Here is a 19955-nt window from a genome sequence, read left to right as displayed (position 1 = left end):
AACCGGGCTGGAGCGCCTGTATTTACTGGCTTCGACTTTTGAAGAAAAGGCTTTTTCAGACCTTCCCTAAAACCCAGCTGTTGCCCCCAGATAAATCAAGGCCTCCAGAGCGTTGCAGGGACGAAAAATCGAATAAATCAGCGCCTCCCTATGTATTGAGGTGCTTGATTTTTTGGGAAATAGGCTGGTTCCTCAGGTCTGCTTCACAATGATCACCACCTTCCCCACCGCCCTACGCCCACCCAACAAATCAATCGCCTCTCCAGCCCGCTCCAGCGGATAAACCGTCGACACCAGCGGCTTCAATTTCCCCTCGCCAAACCACGTAAACAACTGCTTGAAGTTCGCGGCGTTGTCCTGTGGCTGTCTCTGGGCAAACGAGCCCCAGAACACGCCCACCACCGAGGCGCCTTTGAGCAGCGTCAGGTTGACGGGCAGATCCGGGATGCGGCCGCTGGCGAAGCCGACGACCAGCATGCGGCCGTTCCAGGCGATGGTGCGGATGGCCTGGTCGAAGAGGTCGCCGCCGACTGGGTCGTAGATCACGTCGGCGCCGTTGCCGTTGGTGAGGCGTTTGATTTCGTCCTTTAGGCTGGTTTCGCTGTAGTTGATGAGTTCGTCGGCGCCTGCGGTTCTGGCGACTTCCAGTTTCTCCGCGCTGCTGGCGGCGGCGATGACGCGTGCGCCGAGGGCTTTGCCGATTTCCACGGCGGCCAGGCCGACGCCGCCGGATGCGCCAAGCACCAACAGGGTTTCGCCGGGTTGCAGGTTGGCGCGCTGTTTGAGCGCATGCATGGAGGTGCCGTAGGTCATGCTGAACGCGGCGGCGGTGGTGAAGTCCATGCCCTCCGGAATGGGCAGCACGTTGTAGTGCGGCACGGCGACCTGCTCGGCAAAGCTGCCCCACCCGGTAAGGGCCATGACCCGGTCGCCGGGTTTGAGGTGGGTGACTTTTTCACCGACGGCCGATACCACGCCCGCCGCTTCGCCGCCCGGGGAAAACGGAAAGGGCGGTTTGAACTGGTATTTGCCTTCGATGATCAGTGTGTCGGGGAAATTGACCCCGGCCGCGTGGACGTCGAGCAGAATTTCGTTCTTCTTGATCTCCGGGCCGGGGACGTCTTCAAGCACCAATGTGTTGGCGGGACCAAAGGCTTTGCAGAGCAGGGCTTTCATCGGGGCTATTCCTTTTCCGGTAGTGGCCGATAAAGTCAGTTAACCGGGCGCACAGGTCAATAGGCATGGCCCTGCCTGATAAGCACACATAAGCTGTAAGCTGTGTGGCAAACCGTATTAAGGAGTGGACTGTGAAAGCGTGGATTCTGATATTGCTGGCCTTGTCGTTGCCCGCCATGGCGCAGGAAGAAGCCAAGGAAGAGGGCGGTCCTCCTAAAGCATCGTATGTTTCGCTGACGCCTCCGTTCGTGGGTAATTACGCACTGGACGGCGGCCCGAAACTGCGCGTTTATAAAGCCGATATCGCGTTGCGCGTTACCGGTGCCGACGCTGAAGCTGCGGTCAAACGCCATGACGCATTGATCCGCAATCAACTGGTGGCGCTGTTTACTCAGCAGACGGTCGATTCGATGAGCAGCGCCGAGGCGAAGGAAAATATTCGTCAGGAAGCACTCAAACAGGTTCAGCGCGTCATGAACGACGAAGAAGGCAAGCCGGTTGTCGAAGACTTGCTGTTCAACAACTTCATCGTTCAATAACGCGGATCAGCGCAGTGCCAGGATCGCCGACCACTGTTCGGCGGTCACCGGCATGACCGAAAGCCGACTGCCTTTCTGCACCAGTGGCAGTTGTTCCAGTTGGCTTTGCTGTTTCAGATAACCCAGCCCCAGCACTTTCTTGAAAATATCCGCGAACTCGACGTCGATGGCGCTCCACGGGTTTTTCTCGGTGGTGGCCTTGGCATCGTGATAGTGACTGTCAGGGTCTAGCGCCGTGGGGTCCGGATAAGCCGCCCTGGCAATTTTGCCGATACCGGCGATGCCTGGCTCAGGACAGCTGGAGTGATAGAAAAAAAACTCATCGCCCACCGCCATGGCCCTCAGGAAGTTCCGCGCCTGGTAATTGCGCACGCCGTCCCAGCGGGCTTTACCCAGTTTTTTCAGGTCGCTGATCGAGAATTCGTCAGGCTCGGACTTCATCAGCCAGTAGGCCATTGCGCGTGCTCCAGAGACATGTAGTTTGCCGTAGGGCGAAAAGTTGTATGACAAACCGACAGTCGGCTTGTGCCAGTATTTGCGTACTGGTTCACGTTACCGCAAAATGCCGCCCTTCAAAGTTCCACGTTGCTGCACGGTTCTCGAAAGACCGCTGTGGACAGCGTATTGATTTGCCTATGGAGGGCAGTCGTTGAAACGCAAGCCTGATTTACTCTGGATTCTGGTTATTCTGTTTGGCTTGGGTGTCGTGACAACCGGTTATGCGCAGAGTTTATGGACCACCAAGGAAGATGCTCCTGTCGAAATTACCCAGCAGCAACAGAAAGTCCCCGGCAGGCATTAAACCCCGCCTCTGCTCTGGTCGTTGAACACTTCAAACGATCAGAGCGCGCTCTTCAAGTGCCATCAGTCAGACGCCATCACTCAAGTACCAGTCTTTATCCGACAGCGTGCCCTGCAGCGGTACATCCCAGCTGGCCTGCGCCAGTCGATCCACCTTCTGACACTCATGCGCCAGCCCCAGTAAAACGGGTTTGCGCCAGGCTTTTCTGCGCGCCAGATAAGCCAGGCTCCGGTCATAGAAACCACCGCCCATGCCCAGACGCCCGCCCTGATCGTCAAACCCGACCAGCGGCATCAGTACCAGATCGAGTGCCCAGATTTTACGTTGCTTCGCCCGGTCGATGCGCGGCTCGGGGATGCGAAAGCGATTGGGCATGAATCGCTCGCCGGGGCGCACGCGCTGGAACACCATGCGTGTGCGCGGCCATGCATTGAGGACGGGCAGGTAAGTGGCCTTGCCGCGACGCTGGGCTTCGCGCAACAGCAGGCGCGGGTCGATCTCGCCATCCATCGGCAGATACAGCGAAACATGTCGGGCGCGTCGAAACAGCGGGTGTTGGGCCAACTGGCGGTAGATATCACGCGCGGCCTGACGCTGCTGACTCTGACTCAGCGACCTGCGTGCATGGCGCAGTTGGCGACGCAGTTGCGGGCGTGTAAGCGATTGGGCGCTGATCATGAGAGAGAGTTCATGCAGGCTGATCCGAGAGGCCGAAACCAGAGCTGGATCGTCATTGCCAGACAGGTCGTCTGGCAATGCATTGAATAAGGACTCCCCGACGAACCGCTGTCGGTGTAGCCCTTGAACCCGAAAGTTCAAGGTGGAGATTGCAGGAGGTTTTAAGGCTTTCCGTCGAGCGGACATGCACACCAACCCCAACGTGCAACCCCCGTGGTTGTGCGTATCGGCTCAGGGACATGACCGACTGGCAAGCACTCCAGGGAGCGGCGCAAGTATACAGAAATGCCCCGCAATAATCAGCCCCGAGTTGAACCCGGTGTGCCGGGCGTGTCTGTCGCCAGCGCCAGATCGACCTTGTCGAGTAGCTCGCGGACCTGTTCGCGGGTCGAGCCGCTGGTCTGCACGTCAGGCACATGCTCCTTGTGCAGCAGGTCGTGAGTGATGTTCAGGGCGGCCATCACGGCGATGCGATCAGCCCCGATAACTTTGCCGCTGCTGCGGATTTCACGCATCTTGCCATCCAGGTAGCGCGCGGCGCTGACCAGGTTGGTGCGCTCTTCCTGAGGGCAAATGATCGAATATTCCTTGTCGAGGATCTGAACGGTAACGCTGTTGCCATTGCTCATGAGTCTTGCTCCAGGGCTTTGAGGCGCGAAATCATTGACTCGACCTTCTGCCGGGCGATTTCGTTCTTTTCAATGAGTTGGGCGCGTTCCTCGCGCCAGGATTTTTCCTGAGCTAATAGGAGTGCGTTTTCGCCTTTAAGTTGCTCGGCGAACTTCAGGAGCAGCTCTACACGTTTCATCAGCGCTTGCAGGTCGGTGTCTTCCATTGTTTTCCACTGAGTACTTTCTGATGAATGGCAGGGGAGGCGATGCTCATGCTCAAGCTCGAACCGCCGTCCGGGTGATCTTGTCGCGCGGATAGTCTAGGATACAAGGCCTTCATTCTAGACATTGCGCCGTTTGGCGACCAGCACATGCCCATTCAGAATTCTCCGTACAAAGCATTCGCCACTCTGCTCAACAGCGGCGGCCATCAAGTATCCCCCGCCGAGCTGCACGGTCTGTTGCTGGGCCGCAGTTGCGCCGGTGCCGGTTTCGACAACGAAGGCTGGTTCGCCGACGCCTCGGTGCTGCTCGAAACCGAGCCGCAGGATAACATCCGCGCAGCGCTTGTCGGCTTGCAAGAGATGGTCAAAAGCGAACTCACAGGCGACGACATGACCGTTGTGCTGTTGCTGCCGGGCGACGACGAACCGCTGACCGAGCGCGCTGCCGCATTGGGCCAGTGGTGTCAGGGCTTCCTGTCAGGCTTCGGTCTGGCCATCGGTGACAAGACACTTGGCACTGAAGCCAAAGCCGTTCTTGAGGATCTGGCGGCCATCGCTCAGGTTCAGGATGCGCTGGAAGAGTCCGAAGACGGCGAGACCGACTACATGGAAGTCATGGAGTACATGCGCGTAGCGCCGTTGCTGCTCTTCACCGAGTTCAACGAGCCGTCCGCGCCGGAACCCAAGCCTTCCCTGCACTGACCGACAGCAATCACTGCGACACCGGTCCGGGCTGATATCGCCCTGGCCGGCAGACTCCATCAGGACTCAAGCTGCCAATGATTCAGATCCCGAAGTCCGAATACGCCCGCCGCCGCAAGGCGCTGATGGCTCAGATGGAGCCGAACAGCATCGCGATTCTGCCCGCCGCTGCGGTGGCCATTCGTAATCGGGATGTCGAGCACGTGTACCGGCAGGACAGTGACTTTCAGTACCTGAGCGGCTTTCCCGAGCCCGAAGCAGTGGTTGTGCTGATTCCCGGACGCGAGTACGGCGAGTACGTCCTGTTCTGCCGCGAGCGCAACCCCGAGCGCGAGCTGTGGGATGGTCTGCGTGCCGGGCAGGAAGGTGCGATTCGCGATTTTGGCGCGGACGATGCGTTCCCGATCAGCGACATCGACGATATTTTGCCGGGTTTGATCGAAGGCCGCGACCGGGTGTATTCGGCGATGGGCAGCAACCCCGAATTTGACCGGCATGTCATGGACTGGATCAACGTGATCCGCTCCAAAGCGCACCTCGGCGCGCAGCCGCCCAAAGAGTTCGTGGCGCTGGATCACCTGCTGCACGACATGCGTCTGTACAAGTCGGCGGCGGAAATCAAAGTCATGCGCCATGCGGCGGAAATCTCCGCGCGTGCCCATGTGCGTGCGATGCAGGCCTGTCGCGCCGGTCTGCATGAGTTCAGTCTGGAGGCCGAGCTGGATTATGAATTCCGCAGGGGCGGGTCGAAGATGCCGGCCTACGGCTCCATCGTCGCTTCGGGGTGCAATGGCTGCATCCTGCATTACCAGCAGAACGACGCCGTGCTCAAGGACGGCGATCTGGTGCTGATCGACGCGGGCTGCGAAATCGACTGTTATGCCAGCGACATCACCCGAACTTTTCCAGTGAGTGGCAGGTTTTCACCCGAGCAGAAAGCCATTTATGAACTGGTGCTGAAATCGCAGTACGCCGCCTTTGACGCCATCGGCCCGGACAAACACTGGAACCAGGCGCACGAAGCGACGGTCCAGGTTATTACCGCCGGGCTGGTCGAGCTTGGCCTGCTGCAAGGCGATGTTGCGCAGTTGATCGAAAGCGAGGCCTACAAGGCTTTTTACATGCACCGCGCCGGGCACTGGCTGGGCATGGACGTGCACGATGTCGGCGAATACAAGGTCGGCGGCGAGTGGCGAGTATTGGAGGTCGGAATGACGCTGACCGTCGAACCCGGGATTTACATATCCCCCGACAATCTGGATGTCGCGAAGAAATGGCGAGGTATTGGTGTGCGAATCGAGGATGACGTGGTGGTAACCCGGCGGGGCTGTGAAATCCTGTCCGGCGGCGTGCCCAAGACCGTCGCCGAGATCGAGGCGCTGATGGCTGGCGCACAGGTACCCATCGTATGAGCCGGTTCAATATCGCAATCGTTGGCGGAGGGCTGGTAGGCGCAAGCCTCGCCCTTGCGCTACAGGCGGGTGCCAAGGCGCGCGGCTGGAGCATCGTGCTGGTCGAGCCGTTTGCTCCGGGCGAAAGCTGGCAACCCAGTTATGACGCACGCTCGTCTGCATTGTCGTTTGGCGCTCGGCGTATCTACGAGAGGCTCGGCGTCTGGCAGCAGATTGCGCGGCGTGCCGAGCCGATTCTGCAAATCCAGGTTTCGGACCGCGGGCGCTTTGGCGCGACCCGTCTTGCGGCGATTGAAGAGGGCGTGCCGGCGCTCGGCTATGTCGTGGAAAACGCCTGGCTGGGTCAGGCGCTCTGGGCCGCTCTGGATCGAGACGTCGTCAGTTGGCGCGTGCCGGCAGAGGTCAAGCAGATGCACCCGCTGCCTGACGGCTATCGCCTGACGCTGAATGATGAAACCGAGCTGGAGTGTGATCTGGCCGTGCTCGCCGACGGCGGTCGTTCCAGCCTGCGTGAACAACTGGGCGTCGGTGTGCGTCAGCGGCCTTACGACCAGAGCGCTCTGATCGCCAACATCACGCCGAGCGAAGCTCATTGCGGGCAGGCTTTCGAGCGTTTTACCGACGATGGCCCGATGGCCTTGTTGCCATTGCCGGACAACCGTTGCGCGTTGGTGTGGACCCGTCCGGGTAATGACACCCAGCGTCTCGCCGATCTCGATGACCGGCGTTTTCTCGAAGAGCTGCAGGGCGTGTTTGGCTACCGCCTGGGCACGCTGCGTCAGGTCGGGGCGCGCTATGTCTACCCGTTGGCGCTGGTCGAAGCCGAAGAGCAGGTGCGCTCGCATCTGGTGATCCTGGGCAACGCGGCGCACAGTCTGCATCCGATTGCGGGGCAGGGTTTCAATCTGTCGCTGCGGGATGCCGATGCACTGGCCGAGACGCTGCTCGACAGTGATGCCCCGCTGGGGGATCTGCCGACGTTGCAGCGCTACCGCGAGCGTCAGTTCATGGACCAGCAGTTGACCGTCGGTTTCTCCGACAAGGTGACGCGCCTGTTCGGCAGCACCCAGTCGGCAGTGGCCACGGGACGTAACCTGGGCTTGCTGGGCCTTGATCTGCTGCCGGTCGCCAAACGCTGGTTCGCCCGTCAGGCGATGGGATTGGGGACTCGAACCGATGTGTAACGCACGCCCTTTAAATACCTGGCTTCGGCCGCAAGCGAGAACGGTTTGAGCATGGAAACACGTGCGGATGTGCTGATTATCGGAGCCGGCATGGTCGGCAGCGCCCTTGCACTGGCCTTGCAGGGCAGTGGCCTGGACGTGCTGGTGGTCGATGGCGGGCCGCTAAGCGTCAAACCCTTCGACCCGCAATCGAACTTCGAGCCGCGGGTTAGCGCTCTGTCGGCTGCCAGCCAGCGTATTCTGCAACGCTTGGACGTGTGGGAAGGCATCGCTGCGCGGCGCATCAGCCCGTATGCGCACATGCATGTCTGGGACGGCAGCGGCACCGGCCAGATTCATTTTTCAGCCTCCAGCGTGCACGCCAATGTACTGGGGCATATCGTCGAAAATCGCGTGGTGCAGGACGCGCTGCTTGATCGCCTGCATGACAGCGATATCGGTTTGCTGGCCAATTCGCGACTTGAGCAGATGCGCCATTCAGGCGATGACTGGCTGCTGACGCTGGCAGGCGGCCGCTTGTTGCGCGCGCCACTGGTGATTGCCGCCGACGGCGCGAACTCCGCGGTGCGCCGCCTGACAGAAACTCCGACGCGAGAGTGGGATTATCAGCACCACGCGATCATTACCAGCGTGCGCACAGCGGATTCGCACAGGAAAACCGCCTGGCAGCGTTTCACCGATGACGGCCCGCTGGCGTTTCTGCCGCTGGACCGTGAGGGTGAGCACTGGTGCTCCATCGTCTGGTCGGTCACGCCGGCTGAGGCCGAGCGTCTGATGGTGCTGGACGACGATCTGTTCTGTCGCGAGCTGGAAAGCGCGTTCGAGGGGCGACTCGGTCAGGTTCTCACAGCCGATGCCCGCCTGAGCGTGCCGCTGCGTCAGCGTCATGCCAAGCGCTACGTCGCCAAGGGGCTGGCCCTGATTGGCGACGCCGCACACACCATCCATCCGCTGGCCGGGCAGGGCGTGAACCTCGGTTTTCTCGATGCTGCGGTGCTGGCCGAGGTGCTGACTCACGCTGCCCAGCGCGGCGAGCGCTGGTCGGATGCGCGCGTGTTGGGCCGCTATGAGCGCCGTCGCATGCCGCACAACCTGACGCTGATGGCGGCGATGGAAGGTATCGAACGCCTGTTCCAGGCCGACGCGCTGCCCCTGCGCTGGCTGCGCAACGCCGGTTTGAAAATGGTCAACCAGATGCCCGAAGCCAAGGCACTGTTTGTGCGCGAGGCTTTAGGGCTGTCCGGGGATCTGCCGGAACTGGCGCGGATTGATGCCTGTTAGGGCATTACTCTCCAGTCTAATGGCGTTACGCCTGTTCAAAAGCGGACGCGGAGCGTCGCACGATAGTTGAGGTATCTTTCCCTCCGCTCCAGCGTGGGAATGCTTTGCGTGACGCTCCGCGTCACAGATCTTCGCCGCGCCGCATACCCGAGATCGGACGCGGAGCGTCCAGAACGGCATGTCGACGCGGAGCGTCGCACGATAGTCGTCTTACCGCACCAACCCGTTCCGGTACTGCTCCGGCGTCAGCCCGGTCCAGCGTTTGAATGCGCGGCTCAGGCTGTCGGTGTCGCCAAAGCCCAGCAAATACGCGACTTCGCTCAATGAAGTCTGTGGCTCGCTCATGTGCAGCAGTGCCAGGTTCTGGCGGCATTGATTGAGCAGCAGGTCGTAACAACATCCTTCATCCGCCAAGTGCCGCTCCAGACTGCGCTCGCTCAGGTGCAGCGCCTCGGCGATGCTCTGCGCAGTAGGCTCACCATCCGGCAGCAGGGTTTCGATGGCGGAGCGCACTCGCTGCTCCCAGATCAGCGACGGCAGCGGGTCGCCATTGGTGTTGTGCTCGGTCAGCTGAATCGGGCCGTCGTGCAGATGTCCATCGAAATCATCAGCGCCAAATTCCAGCATGTTCTCTTCTGCCGAGAAATTCAGCGCTGAGCGAAACAGATCATGCCAGGGCTGCGGGTTGTCGGGCGCTGGCCGTTGCAGGTGCACGGCGAGGGGGGCGTAACCTCTGCCGAGCCGATTGCGACAGGTCCGCAGGTAAATTGCGGCGAAGGCATCCAGCAGCTCATGGATGGGCGACGGGCAGGATTTCGGCGCGCTGAAACGAAACTCATAACGCTCGCCGGCTGCCCTGAAATCCAGCTCCAGCGAGTCGTCGGCCACCGAGTGGTAACGCACGATGCGCTCGAATACCTCGCGCAATGAGCCACTGGCAACCAGCGTATAGCCCAGCGCATGAAAGGTGGTCGGGCTGACGAACCGTGACACGCGCAACCCGAGGGTCGGATCGAGGCTGGTTTGCACCGCGAGTTCCCAGAGCAGGGCAGTGGTGGCTGCCGGAAACTGCGCGTCCGGATCATCAAGCTTGCGCGGGTCGATACCTGCGCTCAGGCACAGCGCGTTGCTATCGGCGCCGAGCGCATCGAGTTGCTTGCGCAGAGCGCGTGTCCAGCTGGCGAGACTGCTTGGCTCAGGCATGTGAGCGCCCTTCCTGGATTGGGTTGTCGTTCAACGTCGGCGCACTGCCGACAGAGCATCAAGAGACATTCCCTTGCCCGATGCGCCCTCAGAGAATGAAAGCTTTTGTGACAGTTGTGCAAGCCCCCTGATGCAATTCCTGAATCTTTACAGGTCGTGCTCGTTTGGCCACCTCGGTCGGTGGCCATCCCGTATGACGTTGCCTTCAGGAAGTGGCGTTGCAAAAAGCTGAATTTTGTCGGGTCGTCGTATAACGAAGCATTTCGCGGTCAAGCGGCATCTCGTCGCTAAAGCCTTCCTGCAGGCGCTATCAGCTTTTCTGCTAATTGACACTGCCGTCCCAAGTGACTATAAATGCGCTATGTTGTACGACGACATATGGCTTTTAAAAATTACAACCATAAAAATAATTCAAAGAGTGACAAGCTCATGGCCAATCTCCTCATCCATGCATTGCTGAAGCAAGAACCGCTTTCTAAATCGGCTTTAACCCGCGAAAAGCAACGAAATCCGTCGATAGGCACCTGTCGAGCAATAGAAATCTAAAGTTACATAAAATCAGCCGCCTCACGGTCCTGGCCGCGGGACGCTCATCGCCAATCTAAAAACAAACAGGGTGAAGAGATGAAAGTAAAAGGCATACGGTGGTGGATGGTCGGTCTGGTCACGGCCGGTCTGGTCGTCAACTACCTCGCACGTAACACGCTGTCCGTTGCAGCGCCCACGCTCATGAGTGAGTTGAGCATTTCTACCGAGCAGTACGCGCATATCGTCGTCGCCTGGCAGGTGTGCTACGCGATCATGCAACCGGTGGCGGGTTACATCATCGATGCCATCGGCACCAAGATGGGCTTTGCGATTTTTGCGGTGGCCTGGTCGGCGGCCTGCGCTGCGGCAGCGTTCGCCACCGGCTGGCAGAGCCTGGCGATCTTCCGTGGCATGCTCGGCCTGACCGAAGCGGCGGGCCTGCCAGCGGGCGTCAAGGCGACTACCGAATGGTTTCCCGCCAAAGAGCGCTCGGTCGCCATTGGCTGGTTCAACATCGGCTCGTCGTTCGGCGCCTTGCTTGCGCCGCCGCTGGTGGTCTGGGCGATTCTGCAAAGCGGCTGGGAGCTGGCGTTTCTGATTGTCGGCGGTCTGGGCATTGTGTGGAGTGGGCTGTGGCTGTTGCTGTACAAGCACCCGCGTGACCAGAAGCGTCTGGGCGATGCCGAGCGCGATTACATCCTCAGCGGCCAGGAATCACGCCTCAAGGATGCCCCCACTCAAAAAGGCAGCTGGAAACGGTTGTTCAAAAACCGCAATTTTTACGCGATTGCCTCGGCACGCATCCTCTCCGAGCCCGCCTGGCAGACCTTCAACGCGTGGATTCCGCTGTACCTGATGACCGAGCGTCACATGAACATCAAGGAAGTGGCGATGTTCGCCTGGCTGCCGTTCCTGGCAGCGGATATCGGCTGTGTACTGGGCGGTTATCTCAGCCCGCTGTTCCACAAATACTGCAAGGTTTCGCTGTTCACCTCGCGCAAGATGGTCATGCTGTTCGGTTGCTCGTGCATGATCGGGCCGGCCTGCATCGGTCTGGTCGAAAGCCCCTACACCGCCATCGCATTGTTGTGTGTGGGCGGCTTCGCTCATCAGACCCTGTCGGGTGCGCTGTACTCGATTACCTCGGACTCATTCGGTAAAAACGAAGTCGCGACAGCCACCGGCATGGGCGGGATGTTCGGCTTTTTTGGTGCCGCAGCGTTCACAATGGTATTCGGCGTGCTGGTCACCAAAATCGGCTACAGCCCACTGTTCGTGGTGTTGGCGATCTTCGATCTGATCGCGGCGATTGTCGTGTGGAACGTCGCCCGCGAAGTCCCGCAGACCGAAGAGCCGGTGATGCTGACCACTGCCGAGCCCGGCATCCGCCCGGTTCCAGCGACATGAGGCACGTCGTATTCCTGTCATGAAATGCGGTTAATCTTTGCCCTGAAAGTGATTTTGTTGAGGGCCGCTCCTCGAAGGCAGGGAGCGGTCCTTTTTTTCGCCTGTGGCTTCATATTCGTTTTGGGAATTAATAAATAGCTTCTTATTCCTTGGCGAATATAACTTCACTCCCTATACTCACCTCATGAACGCATACATGCAGGAGGCGAATCCATGCATAACGAGTCGATCCGGTATCTGATCGTGCCAGGCTGGCAAGGGTCTCCTGATGATCATTGGCAGACCCACTGGCAAAACAGCCTGCCCAACAGCACCCGCGTGGAGCAGGCCGACTGGCTCAAGCCCCGCCGTGAAGACTGGGTGGGCGAGTTGCAACGCACGATTGCCGAGCATGACACGCCCGTGATCCTGATCGCTCACAGCCTGGGGTGCGTGACGGTCGCGCATTGGGCTCAGTTGGCGCCACTGGAAACCCTGCGTCAGGTGCAGGGCGCATTGCTGGTTGCGCCTGCCGACGTCGAACGTCCGAACTGCCCGCCTGCGTTGCGCAATTTCGCACCTGTCCCGACCGACCTGCTGCCGTTTCCGACGCAGATTGTCTGCTCGGACAACGATCCTGCGGTCAGCTCCCAGCGGGCCATGGAGATGGCGCGGCACTGGGGCGCCGAACTGGGGTTTCTCAGTCAGGCCGGGCATATCAACGTCAAATCCGGTCATCAACGCTGGGAGCAGGGCTTCGCCTACCTGTATCGGCTGCAAAGCCGTCTGGAGCAGCACGCACGTCGTCGCGCATGACCGGGCTATTGTTTACAAGGCCCGTCGGGTCCTGTCTTTTTAACGCTTGAGCCGTCGCAAGGGCTCAGGCGGGAGTGTGTCATGAGCCTTCAAGAAACCTTCGGTCAGCCGCTGCTGACCTTTCCCGATGCGGAAAAAAGCCCCCTCAGCATTCGCGCCAAGGCACTGGTGTTCATTGATCCACGCTCACGTCGGTTGCGCGAGGAAATGGAGCTGCTGGCGCCGCGTTCATTGCCGGTTCTTATCCGTGGAGAGTCCGGGACCGGCAAGGAATTGCTGGCGCGGCACATCCATCGCGGCAGCGATCGCGCGGGTTTGTTCGTGTCGGTGAACTGCGGGGCGATCAGCCCGACTTACGCGGATGCCGAGTTGTTCGGCTACGCGGCTGGCGCCCACAGCGGCACAGTCAGCAGCCGGGCAGGCTGGTTTGGCTCAGCGAATGGCGGCACGCTGTACCTGGATGAGATCGGTGATTTGCCGCTGCCGATTCAGGTCAAGCTGCTCGCCGCGCTGGAAAATCACGAAGTCACCCGGGTTGGTGCGCACCAACCCAGCCCGGTCGACGTGCGCCTGGTCGCTGCCACCAGCATCGATCTGGCGCAGGCAGTGGCCGCCGGCAAATTCCACGAGCGGCTTTATCACTACCTGAGCGAAGGACGCCTCGATCTGCCCGCGCTGCGCGAACAACCGGGTAACATCCTGCCGCTGGCCGAGTATTTTGTCGGCATCTACAGCCAGCGTTTGAACCTGCCGGTGCAGCTGATCAGCGAGTCTGCGCAGCGCGTACTTGAAGCCCACAGCTGGCCGGGCAATACCCGCGAGCTGGAAAACGTCATTCATTTTGCGCTGCTGGTCAGCAGTGGCGACGAGATCCAGGCCGAACACATCAACCTGCCGGACATCGCCAACCCGTTGACCCTGATCGAGCGTCAGGCAAAGGTGTTGATCAGCCGCGGAGATCGCGAGCAACTGTCTGCGCTACGGCAATTGCTGGAGAGCGTGACGTCGCAACTGGAGCAAAGCCCTGCGTGACGGTTTGAGACAAAAAGATATAACTACTCGATTAAAAAGTATTTTCTCGGAATATAAAAACTAGGTAATGTCAGCCTGATGTTGCCGTAGTCGATCAGTCTGCAGCAAATCATTGAATAATAAGGCGTCATTTCAGGATGACGCAGTCGGATTTTTCCTAAGGACACCGCATGAAAAAGACGTTTCTGATGACCGCTCTGGCGGCTGCCTTCTCGATTGGCCTGGCACACGCAGGCGAAAAGCTGGTGGTCGGCGCGACGCCAGTGCCCCATGCGGAAATCCTTGAGCTGATCAAGCCAACCCTGGCCAAAGAAGGTGTCGACCTGGAAATCAAGGTCTTCACGGACTACGTGCAGCCTAACGTCCAGTTGAGCGAGAAGCGTCTGGACGCTAACTACTTCCAGACCAGGCCGTATCTGGATGGCTTCAACAAGGGCAAGGGTACCAACCTGGTGACTGGCGTTGGTGTCCACGTCGAACCGTTTGGCGGCTATTCCAAGAAGTACAAGAGCGTGAAAGATCTGCCTGAAGGCGCAACCATCGCCATTCCAAACGAAGGCAGCAACGCAGGTCGTGCGCTGATCCTGCTGGACAAGAACGGTCTGATCACGCTCAAGGACAAGAGCAATGCCTTGTCCACGCCAAAAGACATTGCTGCCAACCCGCATAACTTCAAATTCCGCGAACTGGAATCGGCTGTATTGCCACGTGCTTTGAGCCAGGTTGACCTCGCTCTGATCAACACCAACTACGCGCTGGAAGCCAAGCTCAATCCGAAGAAAGACGCGCTGATCATCGAAGGCCCGGATTCGCCCTACGTGAACTTCCTCGTCACCCGCGAAGACAACGCCCACACCGACGCCATCGAGAAACTTTCGAAAGCGCTGACCAGCCAGCAAGTCAAAGACTTCATCAACAAGAAGTACGAAGGCGCGGTATTGCCCGCGTTCTGATGACTGGATTGAAGAGCGGCCCTATGTCTCGATGCGGGGCCGTTATTCAAGACCGGACGCAGAGCGTCCAGAACGGCATGCGACGCGGAGCGTCGCACGATAGTTGAGGTGATCGTTCCTCCCGCTCCAGCCCTCAAAGCTATACACAAGCCTCATGAGCGACCTCCCGCTCCAGTGGGAGCGGACTTGTCCGCGAAGACGGTCGTTCAAACGACGCATTCCGAAGTCAAGGCCGGACGCAGAGCGTTCAGAACGGTATGCCAACCCGTCACCTCACGCTGGCACGCAAACCCCGGTGCCTTTCAGGCCGCAGTAGCCCTGCGGGTTCTTGGCCAGGTATTGCTGGTGGTATGCCTCAGCGAAGTACACCGTCGGCGCTTCTTCGACTTCAGTGGTGATTTTGCCCAGGCCCGCCTTGCTCAGTTCAGCCTGGAATGCCTCGGCACTGGCCTTGGCGATGGCGAGCTGTTCAGGTGTCGTGCAATAGATCACCGAGCGGTATTGAGTGCCGATGTCGTTGCCCTGACGCATGCCTTGGGTCGGGTTGTGCGCTTCCCAGAACACTTTGAGAAGTGATTCGTAACTGATTTTCTCAGGCTCGTAGACGACCAGCACCACTTCGGTGTGCCCGGTCAGGCCTGAGCAGACTTCCTCATAGGTTGGGTTCGGCGTAAACCCGCCCGCGTAACCCGCTACGGTGCTTACAACACCTTCCTGTTGCCACAGGCGACGTTCTGCGCCCCAGAAGCAACCCATTCCGAAGATGGCAAATTCGACGTTACTCGAGAACGGACCCAGCAGCGGATTGCCGTTGACGAAGTGAGTTTCCGGCAGCGCCATAGGTGTTTCACGACCCGGCAGAGCTTGTTCGGCGGTAGGCAGTACGTTTTTGTTCACTAGAATTTCCGAGCGCAGAGTCATGAACCGTATCCTCTCTATTTAGAGACAGGCAGCAAGGCCGGGACGGATGAATAGAGTTACATAGGTCCCGTTACACGTAGAAACAAGTGCTGCCGTGTAAAAACAGACCAGCAGTGTGCCCGAACAGGCGAGGTGCAGGGAAGGTGGTCAGGCCGACGGCCGACGAGGGTAACGTTGCAATTTTTCGATCAGCTCTTCGCCGGGGATCGGCTTGTCGAACAGGTAACCCTGGCCGACATCGCAACGATGGCGACGCAGAAACGCCAGCTGAGCGGCGGTTTCGATGCCTTCGGCAACCACTTTGAGCTTGAGGTTGTGAGCCATGGCGATAACCGCAGAGGTGATTTCCATATCGTCTTCATCATCCGGAATATCACGGATAAAGCTGCGATCGATCTTGATCACATCGATGGGGAATTTCTTCAGGTAACTGAACGACGAATAGCCGGTGCCGAAGTCATCCATGGCCAGAGACAGGCCCAGTTTCTTCAGTGAGTCGAGCTGCTGGCGGGTGTCTTCGGTCGCTTCCAGCAGCAGGCCTTCGGTCAGTTCCAGCTCCAGCAGCGAGGGATCGAGCGCTTCTTCTCTGAGAATTGCGGCAATCGACGACACCAGCTCCGGGTCGGAAAACTGCTTGGGCGAGACGTTGATCGCCACTTGCAGATGACCGAAGCCCGCAGCGGTCAAATCCTTGCTCATGCGGCACGACTGGCGGGCGACCCATTTGCCGATAGGAATGATCAGCCCGGTTTCTTCCGCCACGCTGATGAACTGATCCGGTCGGATCATGCCTTTTTCAGGATGATTCCAGCGCAGCAGCGCCTCCATGCCCAGCAGGCGTCCGGTCAGCAGGCACAGTTTCGGCTGGTAGAACACTTCCAGCTCGTTCTGGGTCAGGGCGCGGCGCAGGTTGTTCTCAACGAACAGCTTGTAGCTGGCTTCGGCATTCAGTGCTTCGGTGAACACTTGTACCTGATGCTTGCCGTTGGCTTTGGCCTTGTGCAGCGCCAGCCCGGCGTTTTTCATCAAGGTCTGCGGGTCGCGGCCATGCAGTGGAGCGCACGCCAGGCCCACCGAGCCCGTAACGCTGATCAACTGGTTATCGACGAACATGGGCTTGTCCAGCGTCGCCAGAACCTCGGCAGCAATCGTCTGTCCGGCTTCCTGACCGGTATTGTCCAGCAGCACGGCAAATTCGTTACTGGCAAAGCGCGCCAGTACATCGGTCGGGCTCAGCGTGTTGCGCAGGCGGCGAGCCAGGCTGATCAGCAGTTTGTCGCCGGTCTGGTGACCCAGGCTGTCGTTGATGCGCTTGAAATTGTCGATGTCGACCAGCAGCAGGCTCATCGGTGTGTCGGTGTCACGGGCAAAGCGTTCGTCCAGATTGCGGATGAACGCTGGCCGATTGCCAAGGTTGGTCAGGTTGTCGGTATAAGCCAGACGCTCGATGCGCTGCTGGGCCAGCTTGCTCTCGGTAATGTCTTCGTAAATACCGATGTAGTGCGTCAGCTCGCGCGTGTCGCTGTAGACCTTGGATATCGACAACTGACCCCAGTAGGGTTCGAGGTTCTTGCGGCGGCTTTTGAATTCGCCCTGCCAGCTGTTGCTGGTGGTCAGGCTGGAATTGGCTTCCAGAAGCAACTGATTGAGATTTTCCAGTGCCGGCAATGCCGAGAGCTTGCGCCCGGAAACCTCCTCGGAACTGTATTGAGTGATGGCCGTGAAGCTGGGGTTCACGTACTCGACCACGCCATCGCAGTTGACCAGCAGAAACGCGTTGGCACTTTGTTCAACCGCACGCTGGAACAGATGCAGCGCGTTGGTCGCGGCACGACGGTTGTGGTTGTTGATCACCTGCGCGAACTGGTCAGCCAGCTCGCCAGCGAAGGCGATCTCGTCAGACTGCCATTCACGTGTCGAGCCGGTCTGTTCCAGGCACAGCACGCCCACCACCTGCCCGTCGATACGAATGCTGGCGTCCAGCACGGCACGGTTTTCCAGGGGGGTCAGGTTTTCGGCCATTTCCCGGGTGCGCGGGTCAGTCTGGATATTGCCGGCGTCGATGGCTCTGCTGGTGTGCAAAGCCTGGAGATACGACGGATAGGGGCTGATATCGATCGGCGTGCGCGTCCGATAATCACCGCTCTCCCGGTCGTAGTCAGTAATCGGTTCCAGGCGCTTGTCGTTCAGGTTCCAGATACTGACATGGTCGACATCGTAGATGTCACAGGCGCTTCGGGTGATCAGCTGTGCCGCCTCCAACAGGGTGTTGGCGGTGGTGTAGCGATGGCGGGTCAGGCGCAGGATCAGATCCTGCTGGGCGCGCACCCGCTCAAGGTGTGCGAACTGGTCACGCTGGGCTCGCTGATTGAGCTCCAGGGCAATCTGCAATCGGGAGTTGCGGGTTTCAAGATCGGAATCGACAGGTTGCTCGCTTTCGATGACTTGCTCGTCGACGATCATGAAATAGCCGCGCAGCAAATGACGGTTGTGCTGCTTGTAGGCTTCGCCTATTTCCAGCAGGCCCAGCGGACCTTTGGGCGTATGCAGGGTGTAGCGAATCAGGTAATTCGGCGATGAGGACAGTTGCAGTTGAACGTCGTCGTGTAATTGATAGCGTACTTCCGGCTCCATGAGACTGGCATAAGGGGATCCAATCAGGGCGCAAAGGTCGACGGCGGGCAGCCCAAACTGCTTTTCGCAATTTGGATCGAGGAACAATAGCGCCCAATTGGCTTCATTCAGCCTCTCGAAACGCAGCATTCCCAAGCGCGAGGGCACTGGCAATTGCGTCACTACCTCGGCTGCGGTTCTACCGGCAGCATCGGTTTGGCTTTTCATGAACAAACTCGCTTCCGGAATACTAGTCGCGACGGGCGTGAACCCTCTTTTCGCGTATGGCAAGGTTGCATCATGCAGCCCGTGCTTACAAGAGACCACGATGGCTTAGTGCTATAAATGTGTCGGCCAGTTATCGTTCTTCTTCAATGTATCTGGTCGGTTACCTAAAGCGCAGTGTTTTCGGGGGCAAAAGCGCTTTTTTCATGCGCTGATGATGAACACCTTCTGGCGACCGGAGCCTGGCCTCAGGCTTTAGATTTTTGCTGTTCTGGCCTCCTTTTCAGGCAACTGCAGGAAAATACCGGCGGCGAACATCGCGAGCACGCCGACGCTCAGGAATGTCAGCTGGAATGCCCCCAGCACGCTGCTGACCTCGCCTGCGGCAACGTCTTCGCTGAAACCGCCCAACAAGGCGGCCGCGCTCGCCACCCCAAGACTCAGGGACAGTTGGGCGACCACCGACAGCAGGCTGTTGCCGCTGGCGGCGCTGGCGTCATCGAGATCAATCAGGGTGACGGTATTCATGGCCGTGAACTGCAACGAATTCACAGCGCCGAGCAGACCCAGTTGCACCAGCAAGACCCAGTAAGGGGTCTGCGTATCAACCAGCGCCAGACTGGCCAGCAGGATACCCAGCAATAGCGTGTTGCCGGTGAGAATCAGGCGATACCCCAGATGTTCGATCAGCCAGCGTGCCACGGTCTTGGCGAACATGCCGGCTGCCGCCAGTGGCAGCATGCTCATCCCCGCCTGGGACGGCGAGTAACCCAGCGCCACTTGCAGCAGCAAAGGCACCAGAAACGGCAGTGCGCCGCTGCCCAGGCGTGCGAACAGGTTGCCCATGATGCCCACCGCGAACGTGCGGGTGCGGAACAGTGAAGGGGCAAACAGCGGGGATTCGATATGACCGGCGCGTAGCCAGTAGGCCGCCAGGCAACCCATTCCGGCAAATAGCAGCAGCACCACGCGCATGTGCGGCAGGTGCAGCTCGCCCAGACCTTCCAGCGCGATAGTGATCAGTACCATTGCGGCGCCAAACAGGATGAAACCGACGCCGTCGAAATGTGTTCGGCCGCCACCAGGCAGATCAGGAATGAAATGCTTGACCGCGTAACAACCTAGCAGGCCGACCGGAATGTTGATCAGAAAAATCCAGTGCCAGCTCAGGTACTCGACCATCCAGCCGCCCAGCGTCGGACCCAGCAGCGGGCCGAGCAAACCGGGTATGGTGATGAAGCCCATGATCCGCACCAGCTCCGATCGCGGGTAGGCGCGCAGCACAATCAGGCGCCCGATCGGCACCATCAGCGCGCCGCCAAGCCCCTGAACAATCCGTGCCGCGACCAGTACGCTCAGTGAATGAGACAGCGCGCACAGCAGCGAGCCGAAACTGAACAGCAGAATCGCGCTGAAGAAAATCCGTTTGATTCCGAAACGGTCGGCAATCCAGCCCGACGCCGGAATCAGCAGCGCGATGGTCAGCATGTAGGCGATGACCACCGACTGCATGCGCAGCGGGTCTTCTGCCAGCGAAAGGGCCATGGACGGCAGGGCGGTGTTGAGGATCGTGCCGTCCAGGCTTTGCATGAAGAACGCGATGGCGATAACCCAGGGCATCCAGCGCAGGGTTTTATCGTCCGTGATGGGCGCCGCTGAGTTCGACATA

19 protein-coding genes and 1 other RNA gene are annotated in these 19955 nt (G+C 59.4%); 10 read left to right on the top strand and 10 right to left on the bottom strand.

Going from position 1 to position 19955, the window contains the following annotated elements; all coding sequences use genetic code 11:
* Nucleotides 1-192: 192 nt before the first annotated feature.
* Entirely contained in the window at nt 193-1176 is a 984-nt protein-coding gene (locus BLT55_RS19690; protein WP_055001029.1) for an NADPH:quinone oxidoreductase family protein, read from the bottom strand.
* A gap of 131 nt (nt 1177-1307) precedes the next feature.
* Between BLT55_RS19690 and BLT55_RS19685 the strand changes: the two genes are divergently transcribed.
* Entirely contained in the window at nt 1308-1715 is a 408-nt protein-coding gene (locus BLT55_RS19685) for a flagellar basal body-associated protein FliL (RefSeq protein WP_007248136.1), read from the top strand.
* A 6-nt stretch (nt 1716-1721) separates the two neighbouring features.
* Here BLT55_RS19685 and BLT55_RS19680 read toward each other — a convergent pair whose 3' ends face one another.
* Nucleotides 1722-2171 (bottom strand): EVE domain-containing protein, encoded by a 450-nt coding sequence (locus BLT55_RS19680; RefSeq protein WP_055001030.1) that lies wholly within the window; start codon nt 2169-2171, stop codon nt 1722-1724.
* A gap of 193 nt (nt 2172-2364) precedes the next feature.
* Between BLT55_RS19680 and BLT55_RS19675 the strand changes: the two genes are divergently transcribed.
* Nucleotides 2365-2517 carry a hypothetical protein gene (locus BLT55_RS19675; protein ID WP_007248134.1) on the top strand — a complete coding sequence of 51 codons (153 nt, stop codon included), beginning with the start codon at nt 2365-2367 and terminating at the stop codon, nt 2515-2517.
* A gap of 66 nt (nt 2518-2583) precedes the next feature.
* On the opposite strand, the gene BLT55_RS19670 is transcribed toward BLT55_RS19675, so the two are convergent.
* The 4 genes from BLT55_RS19670 to BLT55_RS19655 all read right to left on the bottom strand — a co-directional run bounded on the left by BLT55_RS19670 (nt 2584) and on the right by BLT55_RS19655 (nt 4030).
* Nucleotides 2584-3195 carry a 5-formyltetrahydrofolate cyclo-ligase gene (locus BLT55_RS19670; RefSeq protein ID WP_055001031.1) on the bottom strand — a complete coding sequence of 204 codons (612 nt, stop codon included), beginning with the start codon at nt 3193-3195 and terminating at the stop codon, nt 2584-2586.
* 90 nt (nt 3196-3285) lie between these two features.
* Nucleotides 3286-3464: non-coding RNA, 6S RNA (gene ssrS, locus BLT55_RS19665), on the bottom strand.
* Nucleotides 3465-3494: 30 nt separating this feature from the next.
* Complete coding sequence (locus BLT55_RS19660) at nt 3495-3824, bottom strand: cell division protein ZapA (protein WP_007248132.1); 330 nt, start codon at nt 3822-3824, stop codon at nt 3495-3497.
* Nucleotides 3821-4030 carry a TIGR02449 family protein gene (locus BLT55_RS19655; protein WP_007248131.1) on the bottom strand — a complete coding sequence of 70 codons (210 nt, stop codon included), beginning with the start codon at nt 4028-4030 and terminating at the stop codon, nt 3821-3823. The genes BLT55_RS19660 and BLT55_RS19655 overlap by 4 nt, the downstream gene beginning before the upstream one ends.
* Before the next feature lie 147 nt (nt 4031-4177).
* Here BLT55_RS19655 and BLT55_RS19650 point away from each other — a divergent pair, with 147 nt between their 5' ends.
* The 4 genes from BLT55_RS19650 (at nt 4178) to BLT55_RS19635 (ending at nt 8609) form a co-directional block, all read left to right on the top strand.
* Nucleotides 4178-4732: a YecA/YgfB family protein gene (locus BLT55_RS19650; RefSeq protein ID WP_007248130.1), complete on the top strand. Its 555-nt coding sequence runs from the start codon at nt 4178-4180 to the stop codon at nt 4730-4732.
* A gap of 77 nt (nt 4733-4809) precedes the next feature.
* The gene (pepP, locus tag BLT55_RS19645) at nt 4810-6144 is read left to right on the top strand and encodes a Xaa-Pro aminopeptidase (protein ID WP_055001032.1); all 1335 of its coding nucleotides are present in this window, start codon (nt 4810-4812) and stop codon (nt 6142-6144) included.
* Nucleotides 6141-7328: a 2-octaprenyl-6-methoxyphenyl hydroxylase gene (gene ubiH / locus BLT55_RS19640; RefSeq protein WP_055001033.1), complete on the top strand. Its 1188-nt coding sequence runs from the start codon at nt 6141-6143 to the stop codon at nt 7326-7328. The genes pepP and ubiH overlap by 4 nt, the downstream gene beginning before the upstream one ends.
* A gap of 51 nt (nt 7329-7379) precedes the next feature.
* On the top strand, nt 7380-8609 hold the full coding sequence (locus BLT55_RS19635; RefSeq protein WP_055001034.1) for a 2-octaprenyl-3-methyl-6-methoxy-1,4-benzoquinol hydroxylase: 1230 nt from the start codon (nt 7380-7382) through the stop codon (nt 8607-8609).
* 210 nt (nt 8610-8819) lie between these two features.
* On the opposite strand, the gene BLT55_RS19625 is transcribed toward BLT55_RS19635, so the two are convergent.
* Entirely contained in the window at nt 8820-9812 is a 993-nt protein-coding gene (locus BLT55_RS19625) for an AraC family transcriptional regulator (protein ID WP_055001035.1), read from the bottom strand.
* Between the two features lie 624 nt (nt 9813-10436).
* Between BLT55_RS19625 and BLT55_RS19620 the strand changes: the two genes are divergently transcribed.
* From BLT55_RS19620 to BLT55_RS19605, 4 genes are all read left to right on the top strand, one after another.
* A complete protein-coding gene (locus BLT55_RS19620) occupies nt 10437-11747 on the top strand; it encodes an MFS transporter (RefSeq protein ID WP_074800777.1) in 1311 nt (436 codons plus the stop codon).
* Between the two features lie 213 nt (nt 11748-11960).
* Complete coding sequence (locus tag BLT55_RS19615; protein ID WP_007248124.1) at nt 11961-12542, top strand: alpha/beta hydrolase; 582 nt, start codon at nt 11961-11963, stop codon at nt 12540-12542.
* An 81-nt stretch (nt 12543-12623) separates the two neighbouring features.
* The gene (locus tag BLT55_RS19610) at nt 12624-13574 is read left to right on the top strand and encodes a sigma 54-interacting transcriptional regulator (RefSeq protein ID WP_074800774.1); all 951 of its coding nucleotides are present in this window, start codon (nt 12624-12626) and stop codon (nt 13572-13574) included.
* Between the two features lie 170 nt (nt 13575-13744).
* On the top strand, nt 13745-14527 hold the full coding sequence (locus BLT55_RS19605) for a MetQ/NlpA family ABC transporter substrate-binding protein (protein ID WP_054999815.1): 783 nt from the start codon (nt 13745-13747) through the stop codon (nt 14525-14527).
* A 273-nt stretch (nt 14528-14800) separates the two neighbouring features.
* Here BLT55_RS19605 and msrA read toward each other — a convergent pair whose 3' ends face one another.
* The 3 genes from msrA to mdtD form a co-directional block, all read right to left on the bottom strand.
* Nucleotides 14801-15448 (bottom strand): peptide-methionine (S)-S-oxide reductase MsrA, encoded by a 648-nt coding sequence (msrA, locus tag BLT55_RS19600; RefSeq protein ID WP_007248120.1) that lies wholly within the window; start codon nt 15446-15448, stop codon nt 14801-14803.
* Between the two features lie 147 nt (nt 15449-15595).
* The gene (locus BLT55_RS19595; RefSeq protein WP_054999816.1) at nt 15596-18289 is read right to left on the bottom strand and encodes a sensor domain-containing phosphodiesterase; all 2694 of its coding nucleotides are present in this window, start codon (nt 18287-18289) and stop codon (nt 15596-15598) included.
* Between the two features lie 252 nt (nt 18290-18541).
* Nucleotides 18542-19954: a multidrug transporter subunit MdtD gene (gene mdtD, locus BLT55_RS19590; RefSeq protein ID WP_054999817.1), complete on the bottom strand. Its 1413-nt coding sequence runs from the start codon at nt 19952-19954 to the stop codon at nt 18542-18544.
* Nucleotide 19955: the final 1 nt, after the last annotated feature.

It is taken from the genome of Pseudomonas cannabina, assembly GCF_900100365.1.
Taxonomy (GTDB): domain Bacteria; phylum Pseudomonadota; class Gammaproteobacteria; order Pseudomonadales; family Pseudomonadaceae; genus Aquipseudomonas; species Aquipseudomonas cannabina.
Note: the sequence above shows the minus strand (reverse complement) of the source record. Positions and strands in the feature narration are given on the sequence as shown.